Here is a 19,098-nt window from a genome sequence, read left to right as displayed (position 1 = left end):
TGCTCAGGCCAGCAGCGCCTTGACGTCTTTGGTTTTCCATTGCCGGTACATGCCGATAAGGCCCAGCCCGGCGGCGACGATCACGATGTAGTAGGGCAGGCGGATATCGATGCTCATCAAGCCGCCGCCGATCAGGGACATGACGCCACCGGCCAGACAGAAAACGGCGGTTCCGACGCCCATCACCCAGCCCTGATCGGACTCGCTGACGCTGGAGGACAAAAGCCCCAGGAAGGTCGGGTACGACACGCCAAACAGGAAATAGAATCCAAAGACCGGAACATAGACCAGAATGGCGGACGGGATAAAGGCAAAGGCCAGCCCGCAGATCATCATGACCACCAGCGAGGTTCGGACGATGGCGTGCTTGCTGAACCTTTCCTGTGCCGGTTTCACCAGGAAGGTCGAGGAGAAGGCCAGCGCAAAGCCGATGACGACCATCGCCATGCTGCCGCCAAGCACGCCGTATCCGAAGGCGCTGGTCAGGAAATTGTCGACGAAGACGTAAAAGGTCACGTTCGCGATCATGAACAGCGAATAGACCGGCATGAGTTTCAGCAATAGCGGGTGTTTTCCAATCGCCAGCAGGCTGTCGGTGATGTCGCGCGGGCGAAACACGAAGGGCGCGCGTTCGGCGCGGGTGTCCTTGAAGAAGGCAAGAACCAGAAAAATGGCGATCAGCACCAGAACGAAAGCGCCGTAAAACGGTGTCTTGAAAGTTGCAGCGCCGCCCAGAAGCGCCTTGTCGGACAGGATCGCACCGATGATCGGACCACCGACGAGGCCAAAGCTGACACCGGTCACGATATAGCCCATGTTGCGGTCACGGTCGGCGGCATCGGTGCTGCCGTCGATCATCGCGGCCTGCGCGATGGGCTGGTTTCCGGCGGTGAAGCCGGTGACACTGCGGCCGATGATCAGCAACAGCAGGCTGTTGAGATAAAGCGACAGGATGGTCAGGGCATAACCCAGCAATGCGCCGCCAAGACAGATGAGCAGCGCATTCTTGCGCCCGATGGAATCGGACACCTTGGAGACGTAGACAACACCAAGAAACCACGCGAGAAAGAAGCACCCGATGACGAGGCCGTAATAGAAATGGCGGCTGCCGGTGGGGGTGTCATGAGGCAGGAAGCTTGATGTCGGTTCCATGATCATCGAGTTGATGATCGGGAAGACAAGGCCCTGACCGATGAGATCGACAAACACAACAAACAACAAGGTAATCTTGGCAATGGTTGACATGCTGCCCCTCCGGTCTGAAGCCCTGATGGGCAGTGTAGCAGCACCGGTTGGTTTCACCTAGCGGTCAGGCCTGGCCGTTGCATGTGGCGGTGAATGGCCCGCAAAGATGCCGCCCGGCAAAGGGTCAACCATCCAGTTCGGAAAGCAGGCGCCTAAGCGCTGCCAAAGCTTGTTGTCGGGAATCCAGGCCCATCCGGCTGCGATCAACGGTAAAGTCGTAACCCTTGCCTTCGTGATGGAGGACATTCGAATTCGGTTCGTCAAGTTCGTGGAGCCCCCGCACCGCGTATATGCGTATGGGATGGCGAAAGCCCTTGACCGTGATCGGCTCGCGCTCTTCGACAGGCAGCCAATCTTTCACAAGGGAATAGGTTTCCGCGGCCAGCAGTATCCCGCCCGGATCGGCCTCGGCTTCCAGCCTTGCGGCCAGATTCACCTCGTATCCGATGATCGTGTGGTCCATTCGGTCGTCAGAGCCGAAATTGCCCACGGTGCAATATCCGGTATTGATGCCCATGCGGGCCTGAAATGGCCGGTCGATCAGGCCCCGTCGATGCCAGCCGGCCTGCAATTCAGCCAATCGGCGCTGCATGGCAATGGCCATTCTGACACAGGCCGATGCGTCCTCTTTGGCCCCGCGGCTTTCCGGATCGCCAAAATAGAACATCATTGCGTCGCCGATAAACTTGTCAAAATAGGCCCCGTGATCCTGCGCAACCAAGGACATCTCGGACAGGTATTCATTCAACAGGGCGGTCAGCTCTTCGGCTTCCAGCTGGTCGGTGATTTCGGAAAAATCGGCAATGTCGGAAAAGAAGATTGTCAGTTTCTTGCGGCGGGAGTCGAGCACGACCTGTTGCCCTCCGTCCAGTATCGACTGGTAGAGCTGCGGCGGCATGTATTTGGAAAGCTGGCTCGACAGGTGTTGCAGCGCGGCGTTGGCCTGCTGCATCCGGGTCACCAGATGGGTGTTTTCGACGGCGATATTTGCCTGTGCGACAAAGGTTTGCAGTATGTCGAACTGCTCGGTCGTGAGCCCGCCTGTCGTCAGTCGAAGAACGGCCAGAGCACCGACTGTCGTGTCGCCCTGGGCAATCGGCATCATCGTGACGGCGCGATAGCCGGAGGCCAGAAAGTTGCCCGCACCCATCGGAAACATGTCCTGCGCATCGGCGACGTCGGCAATGTCGATGGCCTTGCCGTTCAGGATCACGTGGCCGTGGATTGTTTCGGGATGAAGCGGCGCCGGAAAGCGGCCGCGCCATGCCTCGACCCCCGCCTGATCGGGGCCGGCGATTGCAGCCGCTTTGACTTCGTTGCCGTCGCGAAGTGCGATGCTGATGGTGGCATCGGGAAAAAGTTTCAGACCGGCGCGGACTATGGCGTTGAAAACGGGCTGCGTATCGGTCGGCGAGCGGCTGATCACGTCAAGGATTTCCGACGTGGCGGCCTGACGATCAAGAGCGTCCCTCAGCTTTTTGTTCAGAGTGTCGTCTGCGAGGCCTGGCTTGATCAGGTTCTGCCTGTCGCCTTTGGAGTTGTCTGATGTCTCATGCCGCGGCATCGCGCCCCCCAGAATGAACACGGATCGAGTTTCAACCAGTGTATACGAGCGTCGGGGGTTTTCCCAATTTTCGGGAATGCGCGGCGACATCGCGGGCCGCATCAACCGGTATTCGTTGCCCGCCAAACGTTGAAGCAGCCAGGTATTCTGGTGCTGTCGGGCCGAATATTGTCCATTTCAGAACCGAAACCGGGCTTGGGCAAACTGACCGTTCCTGATTGACACCCATCATTCACGGAACAAGGCCGCGAGACGGGCAGAGCGCCGGGCCAGGACACTGTCGCACGCGGTGACGAGGACCAGCCTGCGCTGAAGCGTTGCTGGTGCCTTGAGCGTTTTCACTTCGGGGATGCGGTAGCGTTCCACGTCCGGAACGGGAAGCAGGGTAAAGCCAAGCCCGGCCGAAACACATTCCATGATGGCTTCGAGGTTATCCAGAACGATTGTCCTTGCATCGGTGGGACGCTTTTGTTCCAGCATGGCTTTGGCAATCAGTTTTCCGATCCCGGTATCGGGCATGAAGTGGAAGAAAGCGCTGTCGGACAAGAGACCGGGAAGCCCATCTGCAAGCAGTGAGCCGTGGGCGGCAAAGACAAAGGGCTCTTGCCGCAGGACGTGTGATGACAACTGGTCGGGAAGCCCGTCGGCATCGGTTATGACGGCGGCATCCAACTGGCCCGAGACAACCTTGCCCTGCAATGTGGCGGACAACCCGGTTTCGAAATCGAACGCGGCGCGCGGTACGTCCCGATTGGCCATCCGCAGAAACCCCGGCAGCAATCGGACGGCTGCCGTGGTGACAAACCCGAGCCGGAACCGACCAACCAGATCATCGCTGGGACGGCAGATTTCGATCAGTTTCTCTTCGTGCCGCAGGAGGGGCGTTGCTTCTTCGACGATGGCGCGGCCGATCGGGGTCAGGCGCGGCGGTCTTACCGAACGGTCGAACAGATCCACGCCCAGCGCCTCTTCCAGAGCTTTCATCTGCATGGAAAGGGCGGACAGCGTCATGCCGAGTTGTTCCGCTGCTTCGCTGAACGAGCGAAGCTGCGAGATCCTGGTTAGGCTTCTGAGGGATCGTGTGTGCATTATTTCAATATTCTTGAATTACTAGTCCACTTTTATACGATAGGAATGAAATAAAAGGTCTGCTAGGTTGAGGCAATCACATTTCCGTGAAATCGATGCTCGCAGGAGCCGTTTCGATGACCCACCCGCTTGTTGCAACCGCCAGAGAACTGACCTTGGAATTTGAACGCCGCGCGTCCCATTGGGACAGGACGCGCAGCTATTGCTGGAGTAACGTCTCGGCCCTGTCGGATGCCGGCATCATGGGCATGACGATCCCGACGGAACTGGGCGGCCAAGGCGCGAGTTTCCTTGACGTGGTCGAGGTGGTCGAGGAAATCGCGAAGGCCTGCACGCTGACGGCGCGCGTGGTGGTCGAGGCCAACATGGGCGGCATAAGCGCCGTCATGGCCTATGGCTCGGAAGAGCAGAAAGCGTTCTGCGCCCGGCATGTTCTGGCGGGCGACAAGCCGGCGATCTGCATCACGGAACCCGAAGCCGGCAGCGCGGCAACCGAGATGCGGACAACCGCGCAAAAACGTGGAGACACCTATGTTCTGAACGGGCGAAAGCACTGGATCACGGGCGGCGGCGTGTCGAAGCTTCACCTGATCTTTGCGCGCGTTCTGGATGAAGGCGGCGAGTATCTGGGTATTGGCGGGTTCATCGTGTTTGCCGATCCGATCAAAGCGGACCTGCCGAGGGGATTCCAGATCGTCGGTCGCGAACACACGCTTGGACTTTGCGGGATGCCCGAGGCAGAGTTGCGGTTTGACGATCTTGAGGTGCACGAAAAGTGGCTGTTGAAACCGCCCTCTGGTCTAAGGCGCGGGTTTTCGGATCTCATGAATGCCTATAATTCGCAGAGGGTCGGCGCCGGGACCATCGCGATGGGCGTTGCCGCTGGCGCCTTGGGTCGCGCAAAGCAATACCTTTTGCAGCGGGAGCAGTTCGGCCGCCCATTGGCCGAGTTCCAGGGGTTGCAATGGATGGTGGCCGACATGGATACGCAGATCCATGCCGCACGTCTTTTGCTGCATGACGCCGCGCGTTCCTGCGGCCCGGACGGGAACGGGTTTCCCGATATGGCAAAAGCGGCGCGGGCAAAGCTTTTTGCCACGGAAATGGCAATCAAGGTTGTCAACGACGCGCTTCAGATGTTTGGCGCGCGGGGGTACAGCGACAGGGAGCCGTTGGAACGGATGTACCGGGATGTTCGCATGTTCACGATCGGTGGCGGAACCGCACAAATCCTGCGCAACCAGATCGCCAGCTCGGCCTTGGGCATCAAGTGCCCGCAAACCCGCGGCGGATATCAAAGCGCGGGCATCACAGCTCAGGGTTTTGCCGCAGAATAGGTTGGCGGGTTTTGGCGACGTGGTTCACCCGGTATTCGTTGCCTGAAAGAAGTTGAGGCGGGCCGGTATGTTGACGCTGTCCGGACCCTCGAAGGCGCGAAAATTCTCAAGCACCTGTGCCTGAATGACCTGAATGTCCTTTGGGCCGCCGTTGTATTTCTTCAGTATCCGCGCAGCGGGACCAATGTTGGAGGCCAGCGCGGCCACCTGCGCCAACGATCCCGGATAAGCCAATGTGGTCTCGGCAACCTCGCCCGTTGCGTCCTCGAAACCCGCGCGTTTCAGGATGTCGAGCACGTGACCGATGTCCTGAAATCCAAGCGGCCCCGGTGCGTTCGGAACGGATGGATCGGGCGGGCCAAGCTGACTGATCGCGGCCTGGCACGGGGCCTGAAACCAGAGGTTGTCTTTCATCGGCGCCCAGGCCGCGACCACCATCCGACCACCTTTGCGCAGATGGGCGCGGATATTGGCGAAGGCCGATACCGGGTCGGAAAAGAACATGACCCCGAACCGGGACGTCACGATATCGAATGGCGCGCCGGGGATCGTATCGGATTGCGCATCCAGCAGGCTGTATTGCGATTTTACAGCTGTTCCACCCGCCCTGGATTTTGCGTGGGCCAGCAGCGGTTCGGAGATGTCCAGCGCCGTGATGGCGCCGCCGGGGGCGAGATGTCGCGAAAATGCTCTGGCGGTTGCGCCGGTTCCACAACCGATGTCGAGCGCACGTTCACCCGGTTTCGGACGCAGGCGGTGGATGAGTTCCCGGTTCACGTTGTCAAACACGGCGTCCAGTTCTTCTTCAAACCTTATCCATTTCAGGCCCGAAGCCGAGCTCCAGTAATCTGCTTGTTCCTTGTTGTCAGCCATCACGCACCTCAAACCCTGCACCTGAGCCAACATAACACAGGTTCGTTTTGCGTGAGCCGCCAATGAAAAGGGGCCGGGCCAAGGCCCGACCCCCCCAGGGCGTCATGATGTGAGTGGCGGCGCCCTTAGTGGATCGCGGCAACGCCCAGAGGAACACCGGCGACTTCGCACCAGATGTAGACCTCGTTGAACTTGGAGACATCCAAGGTCGGCGGCACGGCATAGCGCTGTTTGCCCGTGAGCTTGAGCAGCGCGCCCAGCTTGGTGTCGGGGTCATAGTGACCGTCCTTGCCGAAGGCCACGCGCGGATCGGGGCCGCCATCAAGCGAGAAATCGCGGCCCAGTTCGACGATATAGCGGTCGTCCTGCTTGATCAGTTTCACCGAACCGGATGTTTCGTGGTTGGAACGGCCTTCGAATTTGCCCTTTGCTTCGGCGGCCAGGGCGGAGGTCGGGGCGGCAACGGTCAGTGCCACGCCGGATGCGGCGGCGGCCATAAGCAGTGAGCGGCGATTCATCATTGGATACTGTCTCCCTTGGTTTCTAGCAGGCTGATATTGCCTTGAGCGCAAATTGGATATTTCGTCGGCGGATGTAAGGGGCAGTCACCATTCGGTGAAAACCGGTGTTTTTCCGTGATCTGTTCGTGATCGGCTTGCGTTTCCGCGCCTCATGCTTAGGTTCCGGGGCGCAACAACCGGATTGAGAGCAGATGACCGACCTGACCCCGCGCGAGATTGTTTCGGAGCTTGACCGTTTCATCATCGGACAGAAGGACGCCAAGCGCGCCGTGGCGGTGGCGCTGCGCAACCGCTGGCGGCGCAAGCAGTTGCCCGATGACCTGCGGGAAGAAGTGTATCCAAAGAACATCCTGATGATCGGACCCACCGGTGTTGGCAAGACCGAGATCAGCCGCCGGCTGGCCAAGCTGGCGCGCGCGCCCTTCATCAAGGTCGAGGCGACCAAGTTCACCGAAGTGGGATATGTCGGCCGCGACGTGGAACAGATCGTGCGCGATCTGGCCGATGCCGCCATCCTGCAGACCCGCGAGCACATGCGCGAGGACGTCAAGGCCAGCGCCCACAAGGCCGCCGAAGAGCGGGTGATCTCGGCGATTACGGGCGAGGATGCGCGCGAGGGCACCCGCGAGATGTTCCGCAAGAAGCTGAAGGCCGGAGAGCTGGACGACACGGTGATCGAGCTTGAAGTCGCGGATCATTCAAACCCGATGCCGATGTTCGACATTCCCGGCCAGCCGGGCAGCCAGATGGGCATGATGAACCTGGGCGACATTTTCGGCAAAGCCTTTGGCGGCCGCACCACCAAGCGGCGCATGACCGTGGCCGAAAGTTACGAGGTGCTGATCGGGGAAGAGGCCGACAAGCTGCTGGATGACGAGGCGGTGACCCGCGCCGCGCTGGAGGCGGTCGAGCAGAACGGCATCGTGTTTCTGGATGAGATCGACAAGGTCTGCGCCCGCACGGATGTGCGCGGCGGCGATGTCAGCCGCGAGGGCGTGCAGCGCGATCTGCTGCCGTTGATCGAGGGTACCACGGTGTCGACCAAGCACGGCCCGGTCAAGACCGACCATATCCTGTTCATCGCCAGCGGTGCGTTTCACATCGCCAAGCCGTCGGACCTGTTGCCGGAACTGCAGGGCCGCCTGCCGATCCGGGTGGAGTTGCGGGCGCTGACCGAGGAGGATTTCGTGCGAATCCTGACCGAAACCGACAATGCACTGACCCGCCAGTACACGGCGCTGATGGGCACCGAGGAGGTCGATGTGTCTTTCACAGAGGATGGTATCGCGGCACTTGCCCGGATTGCGGCGGAGGTCAACCAGAGCGTCGAGAACATCGGCGCGCGGCGGCTTTACACGGTGATGGAGCGGGTGTTCGAGGAACTGTCCTTTGCCGCGCCGGATCAGGCGGGAACGCAGGTCACCGTGAATGCGGAATTTGTTCAGAAGAATCTTGGCGAGCTGACCAAGTCGACCGATCTGAGCCGCTACGTTCTTTGATGCCGCAATGGGGGGCGCTGCCCCTCTTGCCCTGCGGGCAATTCACCCCGGGGTATTGAAGACCAGAAAGAAGCGCGACCCGGGGCGGGGGATGGACGCCGGTCATTTTTCGGCTAGCGTGGCGCGCAAGATTCGGGAAAGTGAGTCCTGTGCGGCGGCTGGCGATTTATCTGATAGTTCTGACCCTGTCGGCCTGTTCGGACCGAACCGTTTCGGTCATTGTGCCGGATGCGGTGGAGATCGGGGCGCCGCGCACCGTTTTCGCGACCTCGACACGGGCGCGGGAAAGAAACGGAACCTATGGGTTTCGCAGGGCCGAGCGGTTGCAATATCTGGAAATGACGGTGACGGTGCCCCCGTCACACAAGCCGGGGCAATTGGTTTATTCCTATGACGAGCCTGACGCGCGCACGCAATTCGTGCTGGCTGGCCTTGAAGAACTGGACTCGCCCGCCGAGTTGGGCAGGCGCATCCTTGAAAAGCGGAATGGGTCCGGCAGGGATGTGACCATTTTCGTGCACGGCTATAACGCCACCCAGACCGAAACGGCGTTTCGGGCGGCGCAACTGGCGGAAGATATCGGGATGCCCGGATCGCTGCTGATCTATTCCTGGCCCAGCCGGGCAAGCGCGTTCGGATACGCCTATGACATCGACAGCATGCTGTTTGCGCGCGACGGTCTGGAAGAGACCATTCGCCAGCTCGACGCGCAAGGCGTCGGCAAGATCGGTATCGTCGCGCATTCGATGGGATCGGCATTGACGATGGAGATGATGCGACAGGCGGAGCTGAAGGAGCCGGGATGGGCGGCGCGCACGCTTGACGGTGTTGTCCTGATCTCTCCGGATCTGGATGTGGATGTGTTCAAATCGCAGATGGACCGGATACCCAACCCACCCAAGCCGTTTGTGGTGATGGTGTCCAAGAAGGACAAGGCGCTGAACATCTCGGCGCGTCTGCGCGGCACCAACGACAGCAAGCGATTGGGCAATCTGGCGTCGGTCGATCAGCTGGCAGATTATCCGGTCGACATCATCGACACGACGGCCTTTAGCGACGATGCGGAGTCGTCTCATTTCGTGGCGGCGACCTCTCCGGCGCTGATATCCATCCTGAGTTCCGCGCGCCGGTTGAGCGATACGTTCGGTCCCGAGGAGGCAACGATCGGGTTCCTGACCCCGGCGGGAAAACGGCGGCGGGGGCAAGCGACAGAGACTGTCCTGGCCCCGGTGGATGACGGCGGATGAAACTGTCGTCGCTGTCAGGCTATCTTGCCGAGAATGCGCGGTGGCTGGCAGCCGGGGTTTTGCTGACCTTTCTGTCGAGTTTCGGGCAGACCTTTTTCATTTCGATCTTTGCCGGCGAGATCCGGGCCGAATTCGGCTTGAGCCACGGGCAATGGGGCGGGATCTATTCGCTGGGGACCATGGTGTCGGCGGCGGTCATGGTCTGGGCGGGGTCGTTGACGGATGTCTTTCGGGTGCGCGTATTAGGACCGGCGGTTCTGGCCGGGCTGGCCATGGCGGCGGTGGCAATGGCGCTGAATCCGGTGGCTGCGCTGTTGCCGGTGGTGATCTTTCTGCTGCGCCTTTTCGGGCAGGGGATGAGCAGTCATATCGCCATGGTCGCCATGGCGCGCTGGTTCACCACGACGCGAGGCCGGGCGATGGCCATTGCCACCACCGGGTTCGCGGTTGGCGAGGCGCTGTTGCCGCTGCTTTTTGTGGCGCTTATGGCGGTGATCGACTGGCGGTTCCTGTGGCTGGGCGCCGCGCTGGTCGCGCTGATGGGGGCGCCGATCCTGATCCGGCTGCTGGCGCAGGAGCGCACGCCGCAGAGCATGTCGGACAGCTATTCCGCCGCCGGGATGGAGGATCGTCACTGGACCCGGCGCGAGGCGCTGACGCATCCGCTGTTCTGGTTCATGGTTCCGGCGCTTTTGGGGCCGGGAGCGTTTGTTACGGCGTTCTTTTTCCACCAGGTGTACCTGGCCGAGATCAAGGGGTGGCTGCATATCGAGCTGGTGGCGCTGTTTCCCTTTTACACCGGGCTGTCACTGTTTTCGATGTTCGGGGCGGGTTGGGCGCTGGACAAATGGGGCACGGCGCGAATGATGCCCTTTTATCAGCTGCCAATGGCGCTGGCCTTTCTGATCCTTGCATCTGCCCAGAGCATTGGCGGGGCGTTGGTGGGCCTGTTCTTTCTGGCGCTGACGACGGGCGCGAATACCACGCTGCCGGGCGCGTTCTGGGCCGAGTTTTACGGCACCCGTCACATTGGTTCGATCAAGGCGGTGGCGGCGGCGGTGATGGTGCTGGGGTCGGCCATCGGACCGGGCGTGACCGGGGCGCTGATCGACCTTGGCATCGGGCTTGAGACGCAGTTTGTCGGGATCGCCGCCTATTTCGTCTTTGTCTGCGTCATCACCCGGGTCGGCATTCACCGCGCGGTGCGTTCGTTTTAGCGGCTACGGCGCAAATACACGTAGTAGGCGCCATCACCACCGTGGCTGATATGGGCCGGTGTTACCTGCATGACGGCCTGCGCCAGCGGCGGCAGTCGCAGCCATTGCGGCACCTGGTTGCGCAACACGCCGCGCGGCGTGGGAATGGGGCCGGGCTCATCCCGGTCCTTGCCTTTGCCGGTAATCACCAGCACCAACCGCTTGCCCGACGCCTGAGCGCCGAGAATGAACCGGACCAGTGCCGGATGGGCGGCGTCGACGCGCATGCCATGCAGATCAAGGCGCCCCTCGGGCTTGAGCTTGCCACGCTTCATTCGGGCGAATGCCTTACGGTCCATCTGCAGCGGCGCGGCAGCCAGATCCTCGGTGATCGTGGGTTTCAGCGCGTGCCGCTGTGGTTTTGGCGTGGCGAACTGGCCCAGGTCGAAGGGTTCGACCCGCGCCGGGAGCGGTTTTGCGGGTTTCGGTTTGGGCAGGGTCCGGGGGTGGACCGAGTGCGGTATTTCGGGGTGCAGACGCTCTGTCTTTTTTGCGACCCTGCGCCAGAGCTCAATCTCTTCTGCCGTCAGTTTGCGCCGGGTCATCAGAAATCGTCCGGCAGCAGGGCATAGGCGCGCTGGATTGGCAGCAGAACCACCATCCGGCCCGGATCCTTGAGGGTACCGGCGGCCTTGCCAGCCTCGTCACCGGTGCCAAAGAAGATGTCCGCCCGCTGCGCGCCCTTGATGGCCGAGCCGGTATCCTGCGCAATCATGAGGCGGCGGATCGGGTCCTTGCCGTCCTTTTCCAGCCAGACGGGCGAACCCAGCGGTGTAAAGGCGGGATCGGCGGCAATGGTGCGCATCGCGGTGACCGACCGGTTCATCGCGCCGAGCGGGCCAAGGTGCGGCGCGACACGGTTCAGCTTGCGGAAAAACACATAAGACGGATTGTGATACAGTAACTCGATGCCTTCAGCCGGGTTCTTTCTGACCCAGCTCTTGATCATCTGCGCGCTGACCTGATGGGCAGCAAAGATGCCGCGATTTACCAGTTCCATTCCGATGGAGCGGTACGGGTGCCCGTTTGCGCCGCCATAGCCAATCCGCAGCGAGTTGCCATCGGGCAGGCGGATGCGGCCGGACCCCTGAATTTGCAGAAAGAACAGCTCGACCGGGTCATCGACCCATGCAATTTCCAGCCCGCGCCCTTCGAGGGCGCCGCTGGTCAAAAGCTCTCGGCGGCTGAGCCACGGAGAGGTTTCGCGCGCCTCGGGCGGCATCCGGTAGATCGGATAGCGGAACCTGTCGGTTCGGTGCAGCGAGCCGTCGAGTTCGGGTTCGAAATAGCCGGTGAACAGCGCGTCCTTACCGTCCCGGATCAGGATCGGGCGAAAGAACAATTCGAAGAAGGACCGCGCCGCATCGCCCTGATGCATCTGTGCAATCGAACACAGGGCCTGCCAGTCTGGATCGCCCAGATCCTCGCAAGTGTTGAGAAACACGGACAGGGCGGCGGCGTGATCGTCCTGCGCCCAGCCGTCAAGATCGTCGAAGGACAGGACGTCATATGTCGGCTCGGCCCCGGCACCGCTGGCCGCGGTCATGAGGGCACCCGCCAGAACAAATGACCGGAGGCCGGCAATCATGCGTCCGTGGCGACCAGCATCCAGTTCGGGTCGTCGCTGCCCATCACGCGGGCAAATGTCCAGCTGTCCTTTTGCCGCTTGACGGTATTCGGGCTGCCTTCGACGATGTCACCGCCCTTGTCGCGCACGACCGAGGTCAGTTCGCCAACGAAACGCATTGTGATTTCGGCGCGGTTGCTGTCCTTGTCGAATTTCGCATCCGAAAGCGTGGTTTCGCGGACACCCACGAATTCGGCCTCGATCGTCAGGCCCTTGTCTTCGCGGTCGGCCACCACCGAGACGAAGGTGTCGAACACCTCTTCCGACAGGAAGGGCTGAATCTCGTCGAGATTGCCGCGCTCGAACCCCATGACGATCAGTTCGTAAGCGCCGCGCGCGCCCTGAACGAATTCGCTGACCGAAAACGAAGGTTCGACCCGTTTCATCGCTGCCAGTTGTTCCGCCTCTGGGCTGTCTTCGGGGACATGGTCGATGATGTCCTGATCAGGGCCGCCTTCGATCACTTCGAAATCACGGCGCGACTTGCCCGCAGGTTGGCGCGGCACAGGCGGTTTTTCAAAGCCTTCCCGCGTGCCCAGAACACTTCTGAGTCGCAAGATCAGGAAAACGGCGATGCCGGCCAGCACCAGAAGCTGGATCAGGGGTGAATTCATTTTGTCCTCATTTCGGAACAGAGACTTTGTGCACAGGGCCTTAAACCACTATGTAGGGGACACATGGCGGCAAGTCCACCACCCGCCATGTAGGAAAGGACGTGACAAATGTATCTGTTTTTGGCCTTTTTGCTGGTGCCAATCATCGAGATCGCTCTGTTTATCAAAGTCGGCGGTTGGATCGGGCTGTGGCCGACGCTGGCACTCGTGGTACTGACCGCGATTATAGGTATCGCCCTTATCCGCGCACAGGGTCAGGAAATGATGGTACGCGCACAAAACGCCTTTACGACAATGTCCGACCCGACAGAACCGATCATGCATGGGATCATGATCATCATCGCGGGCACACTTCTGATGGCTCCCGGTTTTTTTACGGATGCCGTCGGGGTTGCGCTGCTGATCCCTCCGGTCAGATCTGTGGTTTTCAACTATCTTCGCAAAGTCACTCAACCCTCACGAATACACCCTCAAACCCGAACGCATTTTCGTTCGAGAGGCGCGCGTTTCAATCGAGGGGACATAATTGACGGAGAGTTTACCGAAGTTCAGCCACAAAACACCGCAAATGACCCAATTTCGCAGATTCGAGACAACCGGCGGCATTGAGTCGATAACGGTTACTTGATAAGCAGCGGTGATCAAAAAAACCGGAGTACTTCAATGACCGAAAACAGTGCCGAGGGCGGCCAGCCCGAAGGCGTACAAGCCCCGCAAACCCCTCAGGTCCAGATGCGCGTTCTGGGACAGTTCATTCGCGATATGTCCTTTGAAAACGTGATGGCACAAAAGGGCGTGTCAGGCGAAGTGCAGCCCGAGATCCAGGTACAGGTCAATCTGGATGCCAAGAAACGGCAGGCCGACCATCAGTACGAAGTGTCGATCAAGCTGAAGTTGACCTCGAAGGTCAAGGCGATGGACGAGGTTCTGTTTCTGTTCGAGATCGACTATTGCGGTCTGTTCCATGTCGAAGGCGTGCCGGAGGATCAACTGCATCCGTTCCTGCTGATCGAATGCCCGCGCATGCTGTTCCCGTTCCTGCGCCGGATTGTCAGCGACGCGACTCGCGACGGTGGCTATCCACCGGTGAACCTCGACAATATCGACTTTGTGCAACTGTATCGCAACGAGTTGCTGCGTCGTCAGGCCGAGACCAAAAAGGCCGACGCCTGAGTTCGGATTGTGCGCCTGGCCTGCCGGTCAGGCGCGTTTCCACAGGGCGTTCTCGCCCAGTTTTTCCAGAAATGCCTCGTGCGCCTGTTGCTCGGCCTCGGTGATCCGGCCTGGTAGAGGGGTTGGACGGGCCGTTGGACGCCATGCCTCGGCATCGCCTGCGCGTGGTCCATTTGTGCCTGTGGCGGACAGGCCGAAATCGGGCTGCCGCCCGCCGATCAGTTCCAGATAGACCTCGGCCAGGATTTCCGAGTCAAGCAGCGCGCCGTGCAGGATTCGGTTCGAATTGTCGATATTGAACCGGCGGCACAGCGCATCCAGCGAGGCGGGCGAGCCGGGAAACCGTCGGCGGGCGATGGCGAGCGTATCAATGGCCTGCTCCCACGGGATGTGCGGCAGGCCTATCCAGCCCAGTTCGGCGTTGAGAAACTTCATGTCGAAGGCGGCGTTGTGGATCACCAGTTTTGCATCACCCACAAAGTCGCGAAACCCTTGGCCAACCTTGGAAAAGATTGGCTTGTCGCGTAGCGTGATCTGCCCGGGTTCGGGGTTCTGCGGCGGTTCCAGAAGGTCGGGGCCGATGCCGTGAACGCCGAACGCCTCGGCAGGCATGGACCGTTCTGGATTGATATAGACGTGATAAGTCTCGCCGGTAGCGACGTGGTTCCACAACTCGATGGCACCGATTTCGACGATCCGGTCACCGCTTTCGGGATCGAACCCGGTGGTTTCGGTATCGAGTACAATTTCACGCATCTGCCAGCCCCGCCCGTATCTGCCTGACGACATCCTGCACCTGAGCGCGCGCGTGGTCCAGTGTGTCGGTGACGATGACGAAATCGGATCGCGCGCATTTTTCGTCATTGGGCATCTGTTTCACCCGTATCTGTTCGAATTGCGCCTCGGTCATGGTGCCGCGCTCCATTACCCGCTGTTTCTGCACCTCGGGCGGGACCGAGACGCAGGCCACGGCGTCCATCGCCGCGTCACCACCGGTTTCAAAAAGCAGGGGGATGTCGAAGACAACGATATCGGCCGTTGCCTGCGCGCGAAACTCTGACCGGTCGGCGGCGACGAGGGGGTGGACAATCTGTTCGATGATCTTCAGCGCGTCGGGGTTTTCGCCGATGATCCGTTTCAGGGCGGCTCGGCTGACTGTGCCGTTTTCGATGGCGTCGGGAAAGGCCCGGCGCATGGGTTCGACGGCCGCCCCGCCAGACGCATAGAGCCGGTGCACGGCTGCATCCGCATCCCACAGGGCACAGCCCTCGTCCGTGAACATCTGGGCCGTGGTGCTTTTGCCCATGCCGATGGAGCCGGTGAGGCCTAGCGCAAAACTCATGCCAGCGCCGCCGCCCGGGTGGCGGCATCGACCTGAGGCCGTTTTCCGAACCACTGTTCAAATCCGGGAACCGCCTGATGCAACAGCATGCCAAGCCCGTCGACAGTGGCGCACCCGGCCTGTTCCGCCGCTTCGAGCAAACGGGTTTTGAGCGGCGCATAGACGAGGTCGGTCACCAATGTACCGGTCCGCAACCCATCCAGCGGCACGAGCAGGTCCGGCTGGCCGACCATGCCGAGTGACGTGGTGTTCACCACCAGCCCCGCGCCACCGATCACATCACCGGACCTGTTCCAGTCCGCCACGCTAACGCGGCCACCGAAATCGGCTTGCAACTGTTCGGCACGGGCGCGGGTGCGGTTGGTAAGGATGAGTTGCGGTACTCCGGCCCCGAGCAAGGCCGAGATGACCGCGCGGGCGGCCCCGCCAGCACCAAAGACAACCGCCGGGCCGCTTTCCGGGTTCCAATCCGGTGCACCGGCACGCAGGTTCGCCATGAAACCATAACCGTCGGTGTTGTCAGCGTGAATGGTGCCATCCGCTTGAAAGACAAGCGTGTTTGCCGCACCGATCTGGCGGGCGCGGTCGGTTACGTGATCGGCGATCCGCAACGCGGCCTCTTTGTGCGGGACGGTCACGTTGGCGCCCACGAACCCGGCCTTGGGCAGGGTGCGCAACACCTGTTCCAGATCTTCCGGCGCCACGTCCATCGGGATGTAGTGACCGGGCAATCCGTAGGTTTTTAGCCAATGACCGTGCAATTTCGGTGAGCGGGAATGCGCGATGGGGTGTCCGATCACACCAGCCAGAGGTATCCGTGTCTTGGTCATCGGTCGATCAGCCCCCGCAAGGTCAGGAAATTGAGCAGCTCCAGCAGGGGCATACCCAAAACGTTAAAATAGTCGCCGTCAATGGCGGTGAAGAGGCGCACGCCTTCTTCTTCGAGTTTGTAGGCTCCGACAGCATGGCGGATGCTGTCCCAGTTCCGGGTTACGTAGCTTTCCAGATAGGCATCGGAACTGTCACGCATCCGCAACCGCACCTGACCGACATGCCGCCAGACCGGTTCGCGGTTCTGATAGATGACGGCGGCCGACAACAGCATGTGCCGCTGACCGCGCATTTCCCTGAGTTGCGCCAGCGCGTCATCGGGGCTTTCGGGCTTGGACAAGAGACGACCTTGGAAATCCAGCACCTGATCGCAGCCCAGAACCATCGCATCGGGGTTTTTGTCGCTGATCTTGCGCGTCTTCATCTCGGCCAGGGCATCGGCGATATCGCGGGGCGAGGCCTGTTCCGCCAGAAGGGCGCGTTTCATGGTATCTTCGTCAACGCGCGGCACATCCGTGATGAATGGCACGCCCGCGTTCCTGAGAAGCTGCGCGCGGATTTGAGAGCCGGAGGCAAGGACGATTGGGATAGTCATGTGGAAAACCCCGTGGGAAAAGCGATGAGTTCGTTTGAATGGTTTGTATGGTTTTCCGGTTGACACGCAACCCCGGGATTTCCGGTTAGAAGATCCGGGATTCGCGCTTTTTCTATCCAACCGGGACAAGGATAACTCGGGACCTCTGGACAACCGGGATATTCCGGAATTTTACGTGGTTTACCCTCAGGTGGATCACCAGGAAATTTGCTATAAACATCTGTAATATAAACAAAATACTCGTCTTTGTACTGAGCCTGTGGAAAACCGGAAAAGGCCTGATCCACTTGGGGAAAACCGCATGGGAAAACAAGTAATCCACGGATTTTCAACCCCCTTCAAAACCATCATCCTTTCTCTTTACATTCTTTTTTATTAGGGAGGGCCAAGCGAGCGGCGAGGACCCTGATGACCGATCTTCTTTACACGCTGTACCCCTGGGCCAAGTCCCTGCACATCATGGCAGTGATTTCCTGGATGGCAGGATTGTTCTATTTGCCACGGCTGTTCGTCTATCACGTGGAACAGGCACAGGACGTGGAAGGGGCACCCAGGATCTTCCTTGAGATGGAAGACAAGCTTTTGCGTGTTATCATGCGACCTGCGATGGTCGTGGCCTGGGTGGCTGGTCTGGTCATGGTGTTCACTCCGGGTGTAGTGGCCTGGGATTGGGCGTGGCCCTGGGCCAAGGGGGCTGCGGTGATCGCGATGACCTGGTTTCACCACTGGCTGATGGCGCGGCGCAAGGATTTCGCAGAAGGGCGAAACAGGCTGACCGGGCGGCAGTACCGGATGATGAACGAGGTTCCGACTGTTCTGATGGTGGTGATCGTTCTGGCGGTGATCCTGAAATTCTGAAGCCGGTTTGACTCCGGCCCGGAAGTCACATATCTAGAGCGCAACACGCCCGTCCGGGCGGAGTGTCTTCCTGTTTGAAAATCATATCTGTGCCACGCTGATGGTGGCCAAGGGTCGTATAACCATGACAACCGAATCCCTGAACCTTGCCGATCTCAAGGCCAAGAGCCCCAAAGACCTGTTGTCGATGGCTGAAGAGCTTGAGATCGAAAACGCCTCGACCATGCGTAAGGGCGAGATGATGTTCCAGATCCTGCGCGAGCGCGCCGATGAGGGCTGGGTCATCGGTGGCGATGGTGTGCTGGAAGTGCTACAGGACGGGTTCGGCTTTCTACGCTCGCCCGAAGCGAACTATTTGCCGGGCCCGGACGACATCTATGTCTCTCCCGATATGATCCGCCAATACTCGTTGCGGACAGGTGACACGATCGAGGGAGATATCAAGGCGCCGGACGAAAACGAGCGTTATTTTGCGCTGACCAACGTCACCAAGATCAACTTTGAAGATCCCGACCGGGCAAAGCACAAGATCGCGTTTGACAACCTGACGCCGCTTTACCCCGATGAGCGACTGAAGATGGAGATCGAGGACCCGACGATCAAGGACAAGTCGGCCCGTGTGATCGATCTGGTCGCTCCGATCGGAAAAGGCCAGCGGTCGCTGATCGTGGCGCCGCCGCGGACCGGTAAGACAGTGATCCTGCAGAACATCGCGCATTCCATCGAACGCAATCACCCCGAATGCTATCTGATCGTGCTGCTGATCGACGAACGCCCCGAAGAGGTGACGGACATGCAACGTTCGGTGAAGGGTGAGGTTGTGTCCTCGACCTTTGACGAACCGGCGACGCGCCACGTGGCCGTATCGGAAATGGTGATCGAAAAAGCCAAGCGTTTGGTCGAGCATAAACGAGATGTTGTTATCCTTCTCGACTCTATCACAAGACTTGGTAGAGCTTTTAACACCGTGGTCCCATCCTCGGGTAAGGTTCTGACCGGTGGTGTTGACGCGAATGCGTTGCAACGACCCAAGCGGTTCTTTGGTGCGGCGCGGAATATCGAAGAGGGCGGTTCGCTGACCATCATCGCCACCGCGCTGATCGACACCGGCAGCCGGATGGACGAAGTGATCTTTGAAGAATTCAAGGGTACCGGCAACTCGGAAATCGTTCTGGATCGCAAGATCGCCGACAAGCGGGTGTTCCCGGCCATCGACATCCTCAAGTCGGGTACACGGAAAGAGGACCTGCTGGTCAACAAGGGCGATCTGGCCAAGACCTTTGTGTTGCGCCGTATCCTGAACCCGATGGGCACAACGGATGCGATCGAGTTCCTGTTGTCGAAGTTGAAACAGACCAAGACAAACTCGGACTTCTTCGATTCAATGAACACCTGATCCGGTCTCAGGACAGACGCGAGGCCTTCGA

General features: G+C 60.1%; 20 protein-coding genes. 8 read left to right on the top strand and 12 right to left on the bottom strand.

Translation table 11 applies throughout. The annotated features are described in order from the left end of the window. Positions 1-3: 3 nt before the first annotated feature. The 3 genes from AC2FNB_RS06425 to AC2FNB_RS06415 all read right to left on the bottom strand — a co-directional run bounded on the left by AC2FNB_RS06425 (position 4) and on the right by AC2FNB_RS06415 (position 3,898). Positions 4-1,245, bottom strand: coding sequence for an MFS transporter (locus tag AC2FNB_RS06425; protein ID WP_480750030.1), 1,242 nt, complete (start codon positions 1,243-1,245; stop codon positions 4-6). Positions 1,246-1,369: 124 nt separating this feature from the next. Next, positions 1,370-2,899: an adenylate/guanylate cyclase domain-containing protein gene (locus AC2FNB_RS06420; RefSeq protein ID WP_496745187.1), complete on the bottom strand. Its 1,530-nt coding sequence runs from the start codon at positions 2,897-2,899 to the stop codon at positions 1,370-1,372. Between the two features lie 138 nt (positions 2,900-3,037). Continuing rightward, a complete protein-coding gene (locus tag AC2FNB_RS06415) occupies positions 3,038-3,898 on the bottom strand; it encodes a LysR family transcriptional regulator (RefSeq protein ID WP_496745185.1) in 861 nt (286 codons plus the stop codon). A 116-nt stretch (positions 3,899-4,014) separates the two neighbouring features. On the opposite strand from AC2FNB_RS06415, the gene acdA reads away from it, so the two are divergent. Beyond that, positions 4,015-5,235, top strand: a complete 1,221-nt coding sequence (gene acdA, locus AC2FNB_RS06410; protein WP_496745184.1) for a 3-sulfinopropanoyl-CoA desulfinase — start codon at positions 4,015-4,017, stop codon at positions 5,233-5,235. A gap of 24 nt (positions 5,236-5,259) precedes the next feature. On the opposite strand, the gene AC2FNB_RS06405 is transcribed toward acdA, so the two are convergent. Continuing rightward, positions 5,260-6,108, bottom strand: coding sequence for a class I SAM-dependent methyltransferase (locus AC2FNB_RS06405; RefSeq protein WP_496745182.1), 849 nt, complete (start codon positions 6,106-6,108; stop codon positions 5,260-5,262). Between the two features lie 125 nt (positions 6,109-6,233). Continuing rightward, positions 6,234-6,629: a DM13 domain-containing protein gene (locus tag AC2FNB_RS06400; RefSeq protein ID WP_480750035.1), complete on the bottom strand. Its 396-nt coding sequence runs from the start codon at positions 6,627-6,629 to the stop codon at positions 6,234-6,236. Positions 6,630-6,820: 191 nt separating this feature from the next. Here AC2FNB_RS06400 and hslU point away from each other — a divergent pair, with 191 nt between their 5' ends. From hslU to AC2FNB_RS06385, 3 genes are all read left to right on the top strand, one after another. Continuing rightward, complete coding sequence (gene hslU / locus AC2FNB_RS06395) at positions 6,821-8,128, top strand: ATP-dependent protease ATPase subunit HslU (protein ID WP_496745180.1); 1,308 nt, start codon at positions 6,821-6,823, stop codon at positions 8,126-8,128. Between the two features lie 140 nt (positions 8,129-8,268). Next, on the top strand, positions 8,269-9,375 hold the full coding sequence (locus AC2FNB_RS06390; RefSeq protein WP_496745178.1) for an alpha/beta hydrolase: 1,107 nt from the start codon (positions 8,269-8,271) through the stop codon (positions 9,373-9,375). Then, positions 9,372-10,592: an MFS transporter gene (locus AC2FNB_RS06385; RefSeq protein WP_496745176.1), complete on the top strand. Its 1,221-nt coding sequence runs from the start codon at positions 9,372-9,374 to the stop codon at positions 10,590-10,592. Before AC2FNB_RS06390 ends, AC2FNB_RS06385 begins: the two co-directional genes overlap by 4 nt. Here the strand turns inward: AC2FNB_RS06385 and AC2FNB_RS06380 are convergent. Genes AC2FNB_RS06380 through AC2FNB_RS06370 form a run of 3 tightly spaced genes read right to left on the bottom strand, consistent with a single transcriptional unit; the run spans position 10,589 to position 12,872 of the window. Then, positions 10,589-11,176: a Smr/MutS family protein gene (locus AC2FNB_RS06380; RefSeq protein WP_480750039.1), complete on the bottom strand. Its 588-nt coding sequence runs from the start codon at positions 11,174-11,176 to the stop codon at positions 10,589-10,591. The genes AC2FNB_RS06385 and AC2FNB_RS06380 overlap by 4 nt on opposite strands. Further along, positions 11,176-12,219 (bottom strand): murein transglycosylase A, encoded by a 1,044-nt coding sequence (gene mltA, locus AC2FNB_RS06375; RefSeq protein WP_496745174.1) that lies wholly within the window; start codon positions 12,217-12,219, stop codon positions 11,176-11,178. Before mltA ends, AC2FNB_RS06380 begins: the two co-directional genes overlap by 1 nt. Next, entirely contained in the window at positions 12,216-12,872 is a 657-nt protein-coding gene (locus AC2FNB_RS06370; RefSeq protein ID WP_480750041.1) for a Tim44/TimA family putative adaptor protein, read from the bottom strand. The genes mltA and AC2FNB_RS06370 overlap by 4 nt, the downstream gene beginning before the upstream one ends. A 108-nt stretch (positions 12,873-12,980) precedes the next feature. Here AC2FNB_RS06370 and AC2FNB_RS06365 point away from each other — a divergent pair, with 108 nt between their 5' ends. After that, positions 12,981-13,481, top strand: a complete 501-nt coding sequence (locus tag AC2FNB_RS06365; RefSeq protein WP_496745172.1) for an FxsA family protein — start codon at positions 12,981-12,983, stop codon at positions 13,479-13,481. A gap of 54 nt (positions 13,482-13,535) precedes the next feature. Beyond that, positions 13,536-14,045, top strand: a complete 510-nt coding sequence (gene secB / locus AC2FNB_RS06360) for a protein-export chaperone SecB (RefSeq protein ID WP_496745170.1) — start codon at positions 13,536-13,538, stop codon at positions 14,043-14,045. Between the two features lie 27 nt (positions 14,046-14,072). Here the strand turns inward: secB and dnaQ are convergent, their stop codons facing one another. From dnaQ to AC2FNB_RS06340, 4 genes are read right to left on the bottom strand one after another with little or no spacing between them, the layout of a single operon-like run. Beyond that, positions 14,073-14,801 (bottom strand): DNA polymerase III subunit epsilon, encoded by a 729-nt coding sequence (gene dnaQ, locus AC2FNB_RS06355; protein ID WP_480750044.1) that lies wholly within the window; start codon positions 14,799-14,801, stop codon positions 14,073-14,075. After that, a complete protein-coding gene (gene coaE, locus AC2FNB_RS06350) occupies positions 14,794-15,387 on the bottom strand; it encodes a dephospho-CoA kinase (RefSeq protein WP_496745168.1) in 594 nt (197 codons plus the stop codon). Before coaE ends, dnaQ begins: the two co-directional genes overlap by 8 nt. Further along, positions 15,384-16,217 carry a shikimate dehydrogenase gene (locus AC2FNB_RS06345; RefSeq protein WP_496745166.1) on the bottom strand — a complete coding sequence of 278 codons (834 nt, stop codon included), beginning with the start codon at positions 16,215-16,217 and terminating at the stop codon, positions 15,384-15,386. Before AC2FNB_RS06345 ends, coaE begins: the two co-directional genes overlap by 4 nt. Further along, positions 16,214-16,813 carry a Maf family protein gene (locus tag AC2FNB_RS06340; protein WP_496745165.1) on the bottom strand — a complete coding sequence of 200 codons (600 nt, stop codon included), beginning with the start codon at positions 16,811-16,813 and terminating at the stop codon, positions 16,214-16,216. Before AC2FNB_RS06340 ends, AC2FNB_RS06345 begins: the two co-directional genes overlap by 4 nt. 408 nt (positions 16,814-17,221) lie before the next feature. On the opposite strand from AC2FNB_RS06340, the gene hemJ reads away from it, so the two are divergent. Both hemJ and rho read left to right on the top strand, forming a co-directional pair. After that, positions 17,222-17,671, top strand: a complete 450-nt coding sequence (gene hemJ, locus AC2FNB_RS06335) for a protoporphyrinogen oxidase HemJ (RefSeq protein ID WP_496745163.1) — start codon at positions 17,222-17,224, stop codon at positions 17,669-17,671. Positions 17,672-17,795: 124 nt separating this feature from the next. Then, a complete protein-coding gene (gene rho, locus AC2FNB_RS06330; RefSeq protein ID WP_480750050.1) occupies positions 17,796-19,067 on the top strand; it encodes a transcription termination factor Rho in 1,272 nt (423 codons plus the stop codon). Positions 19,068-19,098 lie beyond the last annotated feature (31 nt).

The sequence above is a fragment of the Ruegeria sp. BHSB058 genome, assembly GCF_059613285.1.
This window is presented reverse-complemented; position numbering and strand designations above follow the sequence as displayed.

Excerpts from the sequence above, each read along its gene's own strand:
- secB (WP_496745170.1), top strand. The coding sequence starts at position 13,536 with ATGACCGAAAACAGTGCCGAGGGCGGCCAGCCCGAAGGCGTACAAGCC.
- hemJ (WP_496745163.1), top strand. The coding sequence starts at position 17,222 with ATGACCGATCTTCTTTACACGCTGTACCCCTGGGCCAAGTCCCTGCAC.
- AC2FNB_RS06425 (WP_480750030.1), bottom strand. The coding sequence starts at position 1,245 with ATGTCAACCATTGCCAAGATTACCTTGTTGTTTGTTGTGTTTGTCGAT.
- AC2FNB_RS06345 (WP_496745166.1), bottom strand. The coding sequence starts at position 16,217 with ATGACCAAGACACGGATACCTCTGGCTGGTGTGATCGGACACCCCATC.
- hslU (WP_496745180.1), top strand. The coding sequence starts at position 6,821 with ATGACCGACCTGACCCCGCGCGAGATTGTTTCGGAGCTTGACCGTTTC.
- AC2FNB_RS06420 (WP_496745187.1), bottom strand. The coding sequence starts at position 2,899 with ATGTCGCCGCGCATTCCCGAAAATTGGGAAAACCCCCGACGCTCGTAT.
- AC2FNB_RS06400 (WP_480750035.1), bottom strand. The coding sequence starts at position 6,629 with ATGATGAATCGCCGCTCACTGCTTATGGCCGCCGCCGCATCCGGCGTG.
- AC2FNB_RS06370 (WP_480750041.1), bottom strand. The coding sequence starts at position 12,872 with ATGAATTCACCCCTGATCCAGCTTCTGGTGCTGGCCGGCATCGCCGTT.
- rho (WP_480750050.1), top strand. The coding sequence starts at position 17,796 with ATGACAACCGAATCCCTGAACCTTGCCGATCTCAAGGCCAAGAGCCCC.
- AC2FNB_RS06415 (WP_496745185.1), bottom strand. The coding sequence starts at position 3,898 with ATGCACACACGATCCCTCAGAAGCCTAACCAGGATCTCGCAGCTTCGC.
- AC2FNB_RS06385 (WP_496745176.1), top strand. The coding sequence starts at position 9,372 with ATGAAACTGTCGTCGCTGTCAGGCTATCTTGCCGAGAATGCGCGGTGG.
- coaE (WP_496745168.1), bottom strand. The coding sequence starts at position 15,387 with ATGAGTTTTGCGCTAGGCCTCACCGGCTCCATCGGCATGGGCAAAAGC.
- AC2FNB_RS06380 (WP_480750039.1), bottom strand. The coding sequence starts at position 11,176 with ATGACCCGGCGCAAACTGACGGCAGAAGAGATTGAGCTCTGGCGCAGG.
- acdA (WP_496745184.1), top strand. The coding sequence starts at position 4,015 with ATGACCCACCCGCTTGTTGCAACCGCCAGAGAACTGACCTTGGAATTT.
- AC2FNB_RS06405 (WP_496745182.1), bottom strand. The coding sequence starts at position 6,108 with ATGGCTGACAACAAGGAACAAGCAGATTACTGGAGCTCGGCTTCGGGC.
- AC2FNB_RS06340 (WP_496745165.1), bottom strand. The coding sequence starts at position 16,813 with ATGACTATCCCAATCGTCCTTGCCTCCGGCTCTCAAATCCGCGCGCAG.
- AC2FNB_RS06365 (WP_496745172.1), top strand. The coding sequence starts at position 12,981 with ATGTATCTGTTTTTGGCCTTTTTGCTGGTGCCAATCATCGAGATCGCT.
- dnaQ (WP_480750044.1), bottom strand. The coding sequence starts at position 14,801 with ATGCGTGAAATTGTACTCGATACCGAAACCACCGGGTTCGATCCCGAA.
- mltA (WP_496745174.1), bottom strand. The coding sequence starts at position 12,219 with ATGATTGCCGGCCTCCGGTCATTTGTTCTGGCGGGTGCCCTCATGACC.